Source organism: Bacillus sp. FJAT-28004, assembly GCF_001280845.1.
Taxonomy (GTDB): Bacteria; Bacillota; Bacilli; order Paenibacillales; family Paenibacillaceae; genus Pristimantibacillus.
On sequence record NZ_LGHP01000001.1, the window covers coordinates 355,673 to 370,191 of the forward strand.

The window sequence follows — 14,519 nt, forward strand, 5'->3', positions numbered from 1 at the left end:
ACATGGCGTACTATTCCGATAATCCATTTAATAACAGGCAAATGCTGATTAAACAGATCGATTCTCGAGATTCACAGTACAATTCAGAAAATCGCCTCTTGAAGTCGCCTTTCAGCAGTCCTGGTTATCATACAACGATCAAACAAGCTGATTTTATTCACTCAACTCGCAGTTCTCTCGTGTATGCACTTGGTTTGCTAGATACGGAGGAAGCACACTATGAGCAGCGCGCCTTCGATATTATTGAGCAGGTTGTTTCTCTACAGGATACGGATCGCAGCCGCAGTACGTTTGGTATTTGGTCTTGGTTTTATGAGGAGCCGCTCGATCAGATGTCGCCTCCTGATTGGAACTGGGCTGATTTTTGCGGCAAGCTTCTCGTACTGATCGTTTCAAGGCATTCTGCTAGATTGCCAGAGAAGCTGAGGCAGTCGGTACAGCAAGCAATCTACAATGCCTGTGATGCAATTATTATACGGAATGTAGGGCCCAATTACACGAATATTGCGATTATGGGCGCATTCGTTACACTCATCGCTGGTGAATTATTCGAGCGGGAGGATTATGCAAAATACGGATTTGAACGGCTGGAAAAGCTGCACAACTATACGCTGCCTAGGCAAGCGTTCCTAGAATATAATAGTCCGACGTACACGCAAGTTGCTATTTTGGAGCTGTCCGCTATTGTAACGGAAACGAATAATGCGCAAGCGAAGCAGCTCGGAAACGACCTGCTGAATATTGCCTGGAAAAGCGTAGCAGATCATTTTCATGCGGGATCAAGGCAGTGGTCGGGCCCTCATAGCCGCTGTTACAAAACGTTGCTTACACCGCTAAGTGAAGCTTTCCTGCAACTTGCAACAGGAGGAAAGCTGGCTTTCTATCAGGAGGAAGAGCTTCCCTATGATGAAGGTTGGTATAAGTGCGGTGTCATCTGTCCAGAGCAATATATCGAACAGTTTCTTAGCCCCGTTCAGCAGACGATAAGAGAATGCTTTGGAACCACCGGAAGCGGAACAGAGAAATGGGCAACGACTTATATGACGCCGACCTATTCGCTCGGCAGCTTCAAAAAAGAGATCATGTGGAATCAGACACGGACTTTGCTTGCGTACGTGGATAATGGCGGCAAGGCGACTTACTTGCATCTGCGTGCTTTGCATGATGGTTATGATTACTGCTCGGCTATTTTTCATGGGGAGCAGCGGGCAAACCATCTGCTATTTGGTATGAATTTTGTGGTCAATGGCGGTGATACTCACCCGAATTTGGATATGATTAATGGATCTATCGAGGCGTCCGATTTCAGATTTCGTCTGGAAATAGGCGGTGCTTTGGAGCATGTTAGTCCGGTTGTGGAAAAGGACAGTGTAAGCCTGCGAATTGGCGAGACGTTAGTGTTGCTGCGCAGCTGGTTTGCGGCATTTGATGATCAAGCTGCAGGACCTGCATCAAGGGACTGGAGCTGGGAAGTTACTAAGGTAGATAACGTGCTGGGCATCGATCTTGTCCTTCATACTGGTGAGAAGAGGGTCATTGATTTTCAAAAGGTGAATGAAGCTGCATTTCTTTTCTCCCTTTGCATAGGGGAGGGGCTTGAGAGCTTTAAGCCGCAGATCGAACGCACAAAAGAGCTTGCAACGGTAAGTGGAAGCTGGAATAATGAGCCAATAGGGCTATCTTTGCAGCTGAAGCCAGGTGTGCAGTAATCATCCGCTATCCTAAAACCCATCGAATTACCGATGGGTTTTTCTTATAGCTGCAACCTATGAAAACAAAAAAGAGAGGAAGAAACCGCATTGAAAATCCAGTATACGTTATTTCCTGAAGGACGAACGAAGGCTATGACCTTCAGCTATGATGATGGGCGTACGCAGGACCGTCAACTTGTAGGGAAATTGAATCAGTATGGCTTTAAGGGAACCTTTCATCTTAACTCTGGTTTCTTAGGCAAAGAAGGATATGTAACTGCGGAAGAGGTTCAAACGCTTTATGAGGGTCATGAAGTATCTTCGCATACCGTTGATCACCCTTTTCTAGAAATATCTCCTCCAGATCAAGTGGCACAAGAAATATTGGATGATCGGCGGGTATTGGAAAGTCTTGTGCATTATCCAATACATGGTATGAGCTACCCGTTTGGTACTTATGATGATAAGGTCGTAGCTATGCTGCCCACGCTTGGTATTGAATATGCTAGAACCGTTAACAGCCATGGCAGGTTCGAGATGCCATCAGATCCTCTTCGATGGCATCCAACCTGCCATCATAAACAGCTGCTAGAGCAGGTTGAAATTTTTAAAGACTACCAGGACAGATTTAAAAGGATGTCATTGCTTTACGTTTGGGGTCATAGCTATGAGTTTGACAATGATGATAACTGGGAGATTATTGATCAGGCAGGGGATATTTTAAAGGGAAATGATACAATCTGGCACGCTACGAACGCTGAGATTATAGCATATAAGCAAGTGCTCGAGAGACTGAGATTCTCAGTTGATCGAAGTATTGTTCATAATCCTTCGGCCATGGATGCTTGGATAAGTGTTGAAGGCGAACCTGTTAAGCTCGGTGCTGGTCAAGTTATTCGATTATAAAATGATGCCAAGCGGTATCTACAATGCCGAAACATAATGTTTTCTACAACAAACAGCCAGAAGAGCATATCTTGCTCTTCTGGCTGGAATCATGATAGCCTGCTGATCTTTCTTTTTATTTATTTTTCGTGTTCTGGCTTTTCAGCAAGCCAATCTTCCAAATTTGCTACTCTTTCAGGATGGAGATAGCTTCTTGCAAGGAAACCTGCGCCATGTGATGGCATGGGGTCTTGATCCGTTGGTTGGTATCGCAAATCTACGCTCCAGCGAACCTCATCCGATTCATTAGGTGTGGACATATGCAGACAGCGGTCATTAAAAAGAATAGCGCTTCCACACGAAACTGGTAAGACGACAGTTTTTGTTTTTCCTAACTGGCTTTCATGCAATGCCGTATATCCTGTACCTGTTTGACTTTCGTTATGCCATTCCAATAGCTTCGTGCGATGTGTTTTGGGCTTAATATGCAAACATCCGTTAACTTCGTTGGCATCGACAAGAGGAATCCAAACGGTAATGACGGGATTAGAATTGGCATCGGGCCAATAGGATTTGTCTTGGTGCCAAGGCACAGCACCAGCGGCAACCTTCGGAATTTTTGGTCTTGTGTTGTACACCGGATTTGAGAATAACTCTCCTCCAATTAAGGATTCCACAGCGTTCAAAATTTTTGGATTGCTCATCAAATGGAAGTAGCCAGGCAGCCTGTCACGCCAGCTTCTTCCGTAGTTCAGAAATTCCTCTGATGTCAAATCTGCAAATAACTCCGCCAGCCTGTATTTAAAGGGGCGATGTTCCAATTTATCGCTAATGAGTCCTGCTTGCAATAATTCATCTGCTATCATGGATACTTTGTTATTCATCGCTTCTTTGGCAGGCTCCAAATCTTGTTCTGTTAGCAGATTTGGAAGCACAATATATCCTTGCTCATTATAAAAATCGATCTGTTCACTCGTCAGACTTCCGCTTTTACAGTCGATGTTCATAGCATAAGCCCCCCCATTCGTTATCGTTATTTGAACTCATAGTATCAAATAGGAGATGAAGCTGTATTTAGATATCCGTACGATTATTTATCAGTACGTCCGGCAATCTTCATTCACTTAAAGATTAAATAACGTTTGCTCAAATGTGAGGAGTGCTTGGAGCAAGACTGCTTCGTTTGTAGCCGGCTGGCGTCGTTCCAGTTAATTTTTTGAATGTACGATGGAAATGTGGCAGACTCTCGAAGCCGCACTCATTAGCTATCGCGTGGATCGGTGCATCTGATGATAGGAGAAGCTCCTTTGCATGGCTAATTCGTTTGGCCGTGACATATTCGGTTAGTGTCATTCCCGTCAGAAGCTTAAAGACACGCGTGAAATGTGATGGATTCACTGCCGCTTTGGCGGTTAGCGCGGATAAGCTGACGTCCTCAAATGGATGCTCGTCGATGGTGCGCAGCGTGAGCTTCATCCACTCTGGAGCTCCGGTGTTTTTCCGCTCTGCTGTCGGAGCGGGTATTTGACGATTCAGCAGAAGCAGCAGCTGGAGCAGGTGAAGCACGGCGGCATGACGACGTCCCAGTTTATCGACGGTTAGCTCATCGTTGATATGAACGAGCATAGTCTCAATAAAGCTATGATCCTCAGTATCCATACAGAGCTTATGGCTTTTCCGCTTGTTTGTTTCCTCGAAGCATTGAACGAAAGTAAAGTCATCGCCTAAAGAGTCCCATTGTACGATACGTCCGTGAAAATAAATGGCGCTCACTGTCAAAGGAGCTTCTTCATCCGGTAATGCGCGATGGACGGTGTTGCCAGGCAGAAGGAATAGATCGCCGGGCTCGATCGCATAGAAAGAGCCATCAATAAAAAAAACGCCTTTTCCCGAATGGACATAGACGATTTCATGCCAATCATGAAGGTGATTAGGCAGCTCGTTATGCGAGTCCTTTACCGCACGATAGCTGAATTCGAACGGAAAAGAAGCGGCAGCATCAAATTGCTTACGAATGGGTTTCATTTGTCGGTACCTCCTTAATCAGGATGACGAAAAATAGGATGTTTGGTACTAGTGTAAATGCTAGTTGAATAATAGTCAAAATAGGGTATGTTTAAGCGTTATCTCGCAATTTTCATATCCTAAATGCTCGATTATTATGAAGATTAACCGTTGAAAAACCTGGTAGTAAACAGATTAGTCATGAGCAAACACGAAGTGGAGGAGCTGCTGAATGATACAACAAGTTACAGATGGTGTCGATGCTTTGATCATGGATGACTGTGATCATGTTGTGATGGCACTGCGTGATATTAAGTCAGGAGAAATGGTCCGCTACAGAGATGGTCAGGGGATTCATGAAATAACAGCGCTTGATGCGATTCCGTTCGGCCATAAGCTGGCGATTGAGGCGCTTAATGAAGGACAGGAAGTGCGGAAATACGGGGAGACGATCGGCCTTGCCAGTCATGCAATCATGGTGGGGCAGCATGTTCATGTTCATAATATTGAAGGAATACGCGGCAGAGGCGATAAAGCCGGAAAGGTGGCAACATGAGTACATTTATGGGGTATGAAAGACCGAATGGAGATATTGGTATTCGCAATCATCTGCTTATCATTCCTACGGTCATCTGTTCCAATCAGGTTTGCAACCGGATCATGCAGCTGGTGCCTGGTACTGTAGCCATTCCGCATCAGCATGGCTGCAGCCAGATCGGGGCAGACAAAGAACGTACTTTCGAGGTGCTCGCGGGGACCGGTAAAAATCCAAATGTAGGCGGGGTTATCGTCATCAGTCTGGGTTGCGAAGTCGTTGATCCTTACGCGCTTGCAGAGGATATTCGGAAGACTGGAAAACCTGTGGAAGTGATTGATATTCAATCGGTTGGCGGCTCGGTCAAAGCGATTCAGCATGGAACGGACATGGCAAAACGAATGATGGCGGAGCTTGAGCGTCAGCCCAAAGTACCTGTTCCGTTCTCAAAATTGAAGGTTGCCGTGAAATGCGGCGGATCTGACGCGACTTCCGGATTGTCATCGAATCCGGCGCTCGGTGAAGCTGCGGACTCATTAATCGCAGCTGGCGGAACCATTGTCATCGGCGAGACGACAGAGATCATCGGTGCCGAGCATGTGCTGGCACAGCGCTGTGCCACACCAGATACGGCAGATATGCTCTATCATATTGTCGGCCGTTTCGAGAGAGAAGTGGAGAGAATGGGCGCTGACATGCGGGGCGGTAATCCGAGTCCTGGCAACATCGAGGGGGGACTCTCCACCATTGAGGAGAAATCGCTGGGATGCATTAGCAAATGCGGGAAAGCCCCAATTAAAGGAGTTATCGAATACGCTGAACGGATACCGGAGGGAGGACTTTATTTCATGGACTCGCCGGGCAACGATATCGAATGTGTATCGGGCATGGCAGCGGGAGGCGTTCATATCGTTTGCTTTACGACAGGCAGAGGAACGCCTACTGGTGCGGCCGTCGTACCCGTCATCAAAATTACAGGCAACAAAAGGATGTTCGAGCGGATGGAAGATAACATGGATGTCGACGTCAGCGGTATGTTGGATGGCATGACGAGTTTGGAAGCTGCTGGCGAACGAATTTGGCAAGAAATCATAGAGGTAGCGGATGGAAAATGGACGAAAGCGGAAACGCTGGGTCATCAGGAATTCAGTATTAACCGTATCGGACCCAGCCTATAGGAACGTTTTGTTCGACTACGCTTTAGCTTTTGGGTCATGAATTCGAACGTAGAAGGGAGATTAGGATATGAGATTAGCGGACAAGGTTGTCCTCATTACCGGTTCAGGATCGGGCATCGGCAAAAGCACGGCACTGCTTTTCGCAAGAGAAGGTGCGATCGTTATTGTCAATGATCTGGATGCGGATAAAGGCAAGGAAACAGTGGAAGAGATTAAATCCCAAGGGGGGCAAGCTTCCTTTGTACATGCAGACGTTACTGATCCGGATTCTGTCCGCTCGATGGTGAACGAAACGCTTGCAGCCCACGGACGTATCGACGTGTTATTCAATAATGCTGGCATTAGCGGCGTAGGAGCGCTTCATGAGGTGGAGCCGGACGACTGGGATCGCGTGATTCGGGTCAATATTCGCGGGGTATACCTGCCTTCCAAATATGTTCTGCCGCATATGATGGAACGCGCGGGTGGAACGATTATTAATATGTCTTCCTGTATTGCAGAGATAGGTCTTGCGAATCGTGCTTCCTATGCAGCGACTAAGGGGGCGGTGCTGGCGCTCACCAAATCGATGCAGGTTGATTATGCGCAGTACAACATCCGAATTAATGCACTTCTCCCGGGAACGATTATGACACCGTTTGTTGAAAATTATCTTCGCACCTCTTACGAAGACCCAGAGGCTGCAATCGCATCGCTAAAAACAAGGCAACTCAGCAATGAACTAGGTCGTCCTGAAGACGTAGCGAAGGCGGCACTTTTTCTTGCATCTGATGAATCGAGCTTCATGATGGGCTCACCGCTTTATATCGATGGAGGCGTTGTGTTCGGGAAGAATGCCTGACCCAGCAATAGAGTGAATCATCCACATACGAGAGGAAGATAGATATGAAATTGCTTATGATTCAAAAAGAAGAAGGCGCTCATTTAGGCGTGAAATTGGCTGCGGGCGTACTCGACATCGTTGAGGCAGTGAAAATCAATGATGAGCAAAATGTACCGACAGAGGTTATGGAGGTCATCGAGGGCGGATCGGATGCGCTGTTGTCGTTAACTCGGTTCGTGGAGAAGGCTTCAGCCGCGCCAGAAACGTTTGCTGCTGCCCTATATCACGAAGAAGAGATTACATTCGGTCCATGCGTAACCGCGCCGCGCAAAATCATTTGCATCGGACTAAACTACCGCAAGCATGCGTTCGAGACGAACGCTCCTATTCCAGCGTATCCCATTTTGTTCAACAAATTCGATAACACGATAGCCGCTCATGGAGAGGATATTCCTCTCCCGGCAAAGGTGACGTGCCAAGTCGATTACGAGGCTGAATTGGTGATCGTCATAGGTAAGAAAACAAAGTACGTGGAGAAGGAGCAGGCGCTTGAGCATGTATTCGGATATTGCTGCGTCAATGACTTATCCGCCAGGGACCTGCAAATGCGCACGCAGCAGTGGCTGCTAGGCAAGTCGCTGGACAAGTTCAGCCCGCTCGGCCCTTACTTGGTCACTGCGGATGAAATTGATAATCCTAACAATCTATCCATCGGCTGCACTGTCAACGGCGAAGTGCGCCAGCAATCCAATACATCGGATATGGTTTTCAGCTGTGATGAAATCGTGAGCTATGTCTCACAACATATGACGTTGTCGCCAGGCGACATCATTCTTACCGGAACCCCCGAAGGTGTTGTACTCGGATACCCAGAGGACAAGCGGGTATGGCTGAAGCCCGGCGATACGGTTACTATCGAAATCGAGAAGCTTGGTTCACTTACGAACCGGTTTGTGGAGGAAGTCCATTAAATAGAAAGAAGCGCTTTGAGTTCCCGAGGCGTTTCGGCATGTCGAGAAAGCCTATGTAATAGAGGCTTTCTTTTTTTTTTTGCCATAGTGCGGAAATTCAATAATAGAATGACGGATACGTGAAAGAAAGAAAGTGTTCAGTATTCTATCATAATAAATAAGAACATAATCAACCAATCGAGATGGGGGTATTTCGCCGAATGACTATTGAAGCAGGTATTAATATTTTTTCCGTATACAGGGAGCTTGGTGAGGATTACTTTGGAACACTGGAAAAGGTTGCTGCTGCGGGGTATGTAAATATTGAGCTTATCGGATTTAATATGAAGTCCTTTACAAGATATATCGATGAAATTCCTATGGAAGCGGTGAGAGATAAGTTTCGCGAGCTTGGTCTACATGCGGTAGCGGTTCATGAAGGTACGATGCCCGGTCAAGAGCTGATTTCGCATGATTGGGATTCCCTCATGAAGTATTACGCTGGTATCGAGTGCAAGCGGATCGTGCTCCCATCTGTGTGGATCAAAGATCGTGAGGATACGCTGAGAGCTGCGGAGCAGATGAACAGCGTCGGCAAAAAACTGAAGGATGGCGGTTTTCAATTCTACCTGCATAATCACGCTCATGAGTTTAAAACGGTCGGTGATCAAACGCTGTTCGACTTGATTTTGGAAAATACGGATCCATCCTTTGTGAAATTTGAAATTGACATGGCATGGGTCATACGCGCAGGTATAGATCCGATTCATGTGTTAGAGAAGCTGGGCGATCGTTGTGATATCGTCCATCAGAAGGATATAAGCAAAAACCTATCCGGTCAGCTTAATATTATGGAGGCTATGCAACTAGGCAGTGATGAGGGGCTTGAACCATTTCAGATTTATCAGAAACATATTGGCCCTGGTGACTTCGTTGATCTTGGCACGGGTGTGTTTGATTTTGCAGCAGTATATGAGCAAATCCGCGCAATGGGGCATGTCCGTTATGCGCTTGTCGAGAACGAGGGCGAGTCGGAAGACAAGTTTGGCAGCATTCGCAAAGATCTAGCCGTGCTTCAACAATATGTATAGCGTATAGGAGGAGGGTATTCAATGAACAAAGGAAAACTTAAAATCGGAATAATTGGCTGTGGCGGTATCGCAAACCAGAAGCATATGCCTTCATTAGCCAAGCTCACCAATATGGGTGAAATGGTTGCCTTCTGTGATGTTATTGAAGAGAAAGCCAAGAAGGCGGCTCAGGATTTTGGAAGTGAAAATGCTAAGGTCTATGTGGATTACAAAAAGTTGCTGGAAGATGAATCGATCGATGTTGTCCATGTATTAACCCCGAATCTGCAGCATTCTTATATAACGGTTGATGCGCTTGAAGCAGGTAAACATGTCATGTGTGAGAAACCGATGGCGATCAACTCGATCGAGGCCAAAAAAATGGTAGATGCAGCTAAGCGGACGGGTAAAAAACTGACGATAGGTTATCAGAATAGGTTTAGAAATGATTCTCAAATCTTGCATAAAGCATGCCGCGAGGGTGATTTAGGAGATATTTATATGTCTAAAGCTCATGCGGTTCGCAGACGTGGAGTACCGACATGGGGTGTCTTTCTGGATAAAGAGCAGCAGGGCGGCGGGCCATTAATCGATTTGGGTACTCATGCACTGGATTTGGCATTATGGTTCATGGACAACTATAAGCCAAAATCTGTGACCGGTTCTGTCTATCATAAAATGGCGGATAAGTTTGAGGGCAATATGATGGGCCCATGGGATCCGCAAAGATATGATGTAGAAGACTCGGCTTTCGGATTTATTAAGATGGAGAACGGCGCTACAATTTTCTTGGAAGCGTCGTGGGTATTAAACACAACAGATGCTAAAGAAGCGATGACTACGCTTTGCGGGACAGAAGGCGGAGCAGAAATGAAAGCTAGTTCAACGTTTGGGAAAAGCGATGTCATCTTTAATAGCGCCAAACACGGACAACTTGTGGAGACAAAACCATCCTTTAGTGGAGGCATTGCTTATTTTGGTCCAGGAGCTGAAGAAGATGGTGTGAAAGAGGCGAGACAATGGCTGGAAAGCATTATTAATGATACAGAGCCTCTCGTAAAACCAGAGCAAGCTTATGTGGTTACACAAATATTAGAGGCAATCTATACATCAGCTGAAACGGGTAAAGTCGTAGAATTCGAATAAACTTCTCGTTTAATTAGCCGTGAGAGAAGCGAAAAAAAGGCCTTTCCATCATTGGGAAGGTTTTTCGGCTAGAGAGAGGGAATACGTTAATGTCTGAGTATGAGGATCGTCCAAGGAGGCCGTAATCACGTGAATGAAAAATGGACTGAAACAAAATTGGAAACGATTACATATGTAACCAATGAAGGTGGCCCTACACTCGGGTATTCAGCTGCTTCAGGCGTAAATATAATAATGGATGATGGATTTGCATTTAAAGACCTTAATAAGGACGGGAAGCTGGACAAGTACGAGGATTGGCGCTTACCGGCAGAAGAGCGAGCAAAGGACCTTGCATCTAAAATGTCCATCGAGCAAATCGCGGGTCTGATGTTATATAGCGCGCATCAAGCCGTTCCAGCTTCGCAAGGATTTTTCACCGCTTCATATAATGGTAAGCCCTATTCGGAGAGCGGTGCAAAGCCGTATGATTTATCCGATGAACAAATTAAATTTCTGATAAAAGACCATCTGCGGCATGTGCTCCTTACGTTTGTTGAAAGTCCGGAAATTGCCGCTCATTGGAACAATAAAGTACAAGCCTTGGCCGAGAGTACAGGTCTTGGCATCCCGGCGAATAACAGCAGTGATCCGCGCCATGGCTCCGATGCGAGCAAGGAATATAATGCAGGCGCGGGTGGCGCGATCTCCATGTGGCCGGAAACGCTGGGGCTTGCAGCTGCGTTTGATCCTGAGCTTGTACATCAGTTTGGGAAGATCGCGGCTAAGGAATACAGAGCACTAGGCATTGCAACCGCACTTTCTCCTCAAATCGATATCGCGACCGATCCAAGGTGGTCACGCTTCGATGGCACGTTCGGAGAAGATTCGAGACTGTCAGCGGATTTGGCCAGAGCTTATGTTGACGGCTTTCAGACCTCGTTTGAAGAGGCGCCTGAGTCGAACGGCTGGGGATCAGGAAGCGTAAATGCGATGGTTAAGCATTGGCCGGGCGGCGGTTCTGGCGAAGGCGGCAGGGATGCTCATTTTGGATACGGCAAATATGCGGTATATCCAGGCAACAACTTCGAGGAGCATCTGATCCCTTTCCTAGACGGCGCTTTCCAGCTAAAGGGGGGCACGGAGAAGGCTTCGGCAATTATGCCGTATTATACAATTTCTTATCATCAAGATCAGGTGAATGGGGAGAATGTAGGCAACGCCTACAACGCACATATTATTGGGAACCTGCTTCGTGATAAATACGGTTACGACGGTGTCGTGTGTACGGACTGGGGAATAACGGACGATGAAGGCGCTGATATTAGTCGGTTGTTTCCGGGCGGGCGTTCATGGGGCGTTGAGGAAGGTTACACTGCCACTGAGCGTCATTATAAAGCGCTTATGGCCGGAGTAGATCAATTCGGTGGAAATAATGATGCAGGTCCAGTCATTGAAGCTTATCATATAGGCGTGGCTGAGCACGGTGAAGCCTACATGCGAGCGCGGTTTGAGCTATCGGCGGTACGGCTCTTGAAGAACATGTTCCGCGTCGGCTTATTCGAGAACCCTTATTGTGAAGCGGAAGAAACCTCTCGCATTGTCGGCAATGCCGAATTTATGACAACGGGATACGAAGCGCAGCTCAAATCACTCGTGTTGTTGAAAAACAAAGGAAATGTTCTTCCGATACAGAAAATGAAGACGGTCTATATTCCGAAACGCCATAGACCAGCGGGTACGAATTGGATTGGTTTCCCGACTGCTGCATTTGACGGATATCCCGTCAATATGGATGTCATTCAGAAATACTTTAAGGTTACCGATGATCCCGAGGCTGCAGATTTCGCAATGGTGTTCATTACAGGGGCAGATTCCGGCAGTGGATACAGTAAGGCAGATGTAGAAGCTGGTGGAAGCGGTTATGTTCCGATTAGCCTGCAATACGCTCCTTATACCGCAGAGCATGCTAGGGAGATCAGCATTGCCGGTGATGAAAGAGATGTATTAAACCGCTCCTATAAAGGTAAAACGGTATCGACAACCAATGCTTCAGACTTGGAGGCGGTTCTGAGTACAAAGGAAGCCATGAACGGCAAACCTGTTATTGTATCGCTTCAATTATCGAAACCTTCAATCGTTGCAGAATTTGAAGCGGAGGCCGATGCCATTATTACTGCATTTGGCGTACAGGATCAAGCGATTCTAGCTCTAGTAACAGGTGAAGCGGAGCCTTCAGGACTGCTGCCGATGCAGATGCCTGCTAATATGAAGACCGTCGAAGAGCAGCTGGAGGACGTTGCGCATGATATGGAAGTACATGTTGACTCTGAGGGGAACGCCTATGATTTTGCATATGGTTTAAACTGGAGCGGGGTCATTATGGATCACAGAACTAAACGTTACGGCAAGAAAAAATAGTTTGATAAAGAGCGGCCGGGGATTAATCCCCGGCTACTAGTTGTATATAGCTCTATTTTTTTATCTGAGAGGCAAACGGGGGGAGCACAACTTGAAATTATTTAATCGATCTCTCTTTAATTCGCTTCGATTCAAACTTGTAACAGGACTTATGCTTATTATGCTCCCGATGGTTTCCTTTCTTATTTATAATAATTTGTATTCGATTGATGTCGTTCGTAATCAAGTGGCGCAGTCCAACAGCAATATGCTCAATCTTTACATGGGATTAATCGACGTGACGCTTGAGGATATAGATAGCTACATGCTCAAATTTACTGCGGAAGAATCCGGTTTGAATGTACTCGATAGTCTCCCAGAGGCAGATGTTGATCTATACAATCTGCAGCGAATATGGCTATTTACAGAGCTAAGAGATAATGCGACTTATTATAAAGCATTGGACTATTTTTTTATTTATTCGCCATTGAATAAGGATTTGTTGTTCGCGCCTAAGCTGACAGGCTCCGCTTATACGAATAATGATTTCATCAAAGAGGGAATTGTGGGGCTTCTGAACGACGAACAAGCGATGAAGGATTATCAGTACGATAAATGGACTGTACTGAATTTGAAGGAGCAAAATTATCTTCTCCATACGATCAAGGCTGGCAATCTGTACATTGGTGCAGGGGTTAATGTGGACGGTGTTATGGATCCTCTGGACTTTCTAGACCTTGGATCCGAAGGGAGGTCGTTGCTTGTAGATGAGAGCAATAGGCCGCTGCAGGATGAGGATTTTTTTGAAAAACAAAAAATCGACTTATCCTATACCTCTAAGACGTACCGGCTCTCCGGCGCAGACAACGATTACCTCGTCATGGGCGAAAAGTCAGGCAAAGGTGAATTCGGATTAGTAGCTGTTGTGCCAGACCAAAATATATTGGAGAAGCTTCCTTACCTGCAAAGAATTATTGTGCTCATTGCGACAGGATCAATTCTAATCCTATTGATTGCGCTGTATTTCCTGCGTAAAGTCGTCCTGCTGCCGATCAATCGAATTATTGTAGCCATGCGTAAAATCAAAGAGGGTTATTTTGAGGCAAGAATACCAAACAAACCGACCTCGAATGAATTTGAGATGATGAACGAGACGTTCAACAGTATGGTCTGCGATATCCAACAATTGAAAATCGACGTTTATGAGGAACAATTGATTAACCAAAAGGCGGAGCTAAAGCAGCTGCAGCTGCAGATTAACCCTCACTTTTTTTTGAACAGCTTGAACGTCGTCTATTACTTGGCTCAAGAGAAGAAATACGAATTGATACAGGAGCTGTCCTTCTCCTTGATCCGATATTTCCGGTTTATGTTTCGCAGCCAGACGGACTACGTGCTTCTGCAGGATGAACTAAATCACAGTGAAAACTATTTGAAAATCCAGAAATTCCGATTTCCCGGAAGCTTTACGTACGACATCGCAGCTGAAGACGAGCTGAGGGAATGTTATATTCCTCCGTTAATTATCCAAAGCTTTGCCGAAAATACGATCAAGCACGCGATCAACACGGATGAGCCGACCCATATTGCAATAACGATTGAAAGATGCGAATCGATGCCTGAAGAGAGGCTGCGAATCCAAATTCATGATACAGGTCGAGGGTTCTCCGATGAGATATTGCAAAAGCTGCATCAGGAAATTAATCTAATGAATGAAGATGGTGAGCATATTGGCATCTGGAATGTAAGACGCAGATTGCGATTGTTATACGGAGATAAGGCGAGCATGGCTTTTTATAACGAAGACGGAGCTACAGTCGAAATAATGATGCCTTTATCGAAAGAAATGAGGTAGTGA

Annotated in this window: 12 protein-coding genes; 10 read left to right on the plus strand and 2 right to left on the minus strand. The window is 46.1% G+C overall.

Features of this window, described 5'->3' with window-relative positions:
* Positions 1 to 2: 2 nt before the first annotated feature.
* Together AC787_RS01410 and AC787_RS01415 are read left to right on the plus strand one after the other, a co-directional pair.
* Positions 3 to 1,709, plus strand: coding sequence for a hypothetical protein (locus AC787_RS01410; RefSeq protein WP_054023158.1), 1,707 nt, complete (start codon positions 3 to 5; stop codon positions 1,707 to 1,709).
* 90 nt (positions 1,710 to 1,799) lie between these two features.
* Positions 1,800 to 2,597 (plus strand): polysaccharide deacetylase family protein, encoded by a 798-nt coding sequence (locus tag AC787_RS01415; RefSeq protein WP_054023159.1) that lies wholly within the window; start codon positions 1,800 to 1,802, stop codon positions 2,595 to 2,597.
* A 119-nt stretch (positions 2,598 to 2,716) separates the two neighbouring features.
* Here AC787_RS01415 and AC787_RS01420 read toward each other — a convergent pair whose 3' ends face one another.
* Positions 2,717 to 3,583, minus strand: a complete 867-nt coding sequence (locus tag AC787_RS01420) for a phytanoyl-CoA dioxygenase family protein (protein WP_054023160.1) — start codon at positions 3,581 to 3,583, stop codon at positions 2,717 to 2,719.
* Positions 3,584 to 3,722: 139 nt separating this feature from the next.
* Positions 3,723 to 4,601: an AraC family transcriptional regulator gene (locus AC787_RS01425; protein WP_054023161.1), complete on the minus strand. Its 879-nt coding sequence runs from the start codon at positions 4,599 to 4,601 to the stop codon at positions 3,723 to 3,725.
* 211 nt (positions 4,602 to 4,812) lie between these two features.
* On the opposite strand from AC787_RS01425, the gene AC787_RS01430 reads away from it, so the two are divergent.
* The 8 genes from AC787_RS01430 to AC787_RS01465 all read left to right on the plus strand — a co-directional run bounded on the left by AC787_RS01430 (position 4,813) and on the right by AC787_RS01465 (position 14,516).
* Positions 4,813 to 5,136 carry a UxaA family hydrolase gene (locus AC787_RS01430; protein WP_054023162.1) on the plus strand — a complete coding sequence of 108 codons (324 nt, stop codon included), beginning with the start codon at positions 4,813 to 4,815 and terminating at the stop codon, positions 5,134 to 5,136.
* On the plus strand, positions 5,133 to 6,293 hold the full coding sequence (locus AC787_RS01435; RefSeq protein WP_054023163.1) for a UxaA family hydrolase: 1,161 nt from the start codon (positions 5,133 to 5,135) through the stop codon (positions 6,291 to 6,293). The genes AC787_RS01430 and AC787_RS01435 overlap by 4 nt, the downstream gene beginning before the upstream one ends.
* A 67-nt stretch (positions 6,294 to 6,360) precedes the next feature.
* A complete protein-coding gene (locus tag AC787_RS01440) occupies positions 6,361 to 7,134 on the plus strand; it encodes an SDR family NAD(P)-dependent oxidoreductase (RefSeq protein WP_054023164.1) in 774 nt (257 codons plus the stop codon).
* A 44-nt stretch (positions 7,135 to 7,178) separates the two neighbouring features.
* Positions 7,179 to 8,087: a fumarylacetoacetate hydrolase family protein gene (locus tag AC787_RS01445; RefSeq protein ID WP_054023165.1), complete on the plus strand. Its 909-nt coding sequence runs from the start codon at positions 7,179 to 7,181 to the stop codon at positions 8,085 to 8,087.
* A gap of 200 nt (positions 8,088 to 8,287) precedes the next feature.
* The gene (locus tag AC787_RS01450) at positions 8,288 to 9,157 is read left to right on the plus strand and encodes a sugar phosphate isomerase/epimerase family protein (RefSeq protein WP_054023166.1); all 870 of its coding nucleotides are present in this window, start codon (positions 8,288 to 8,290) and stop codon (positions 9,155 to 9,157) included.
* A gap of 21 nt (positions 9,158 to 9,178) precedes the next feature.
* Complete coding sequence (locus tag AC787_RS01455; protein ID WP_054023167.1) at positions 9,179 to 10,282, plus strand: Gfo/Idh/MocA family protein; 1,104 nt, start codon at positions 9,179 to 9,181, stop codon at positions 10,280 to 10,282.
* Between the two features lie 99 nt (positions 10,283 to 10,381).
* Entirely contained in the window at positions 10,382 to 12,682 is a 2,301-nt protein-coding gene (locus AC787_RS01460; protein ID WP_082360588.1) for a glycoside hydrolase family 3 N-terminal domain-containing protein, read from the plus strand.
* A gap of 91 nt (positions 12,683 to 12,773) precedes the next feature.
* Positions 12,774 to 14,516: a sensor histidine kinase gene (locus tag AC787_RS01465; RefSeq protein WP_235560877.1), complete on the plus strand. Its 1,743-nt coding sequence runs from the start codon at positions 12,774 to 12,776 to the stop codon at positions 14,514 to 14,516.
* Positions 14,517 to 14,519 lie beyond the last annotated feature (3 nt).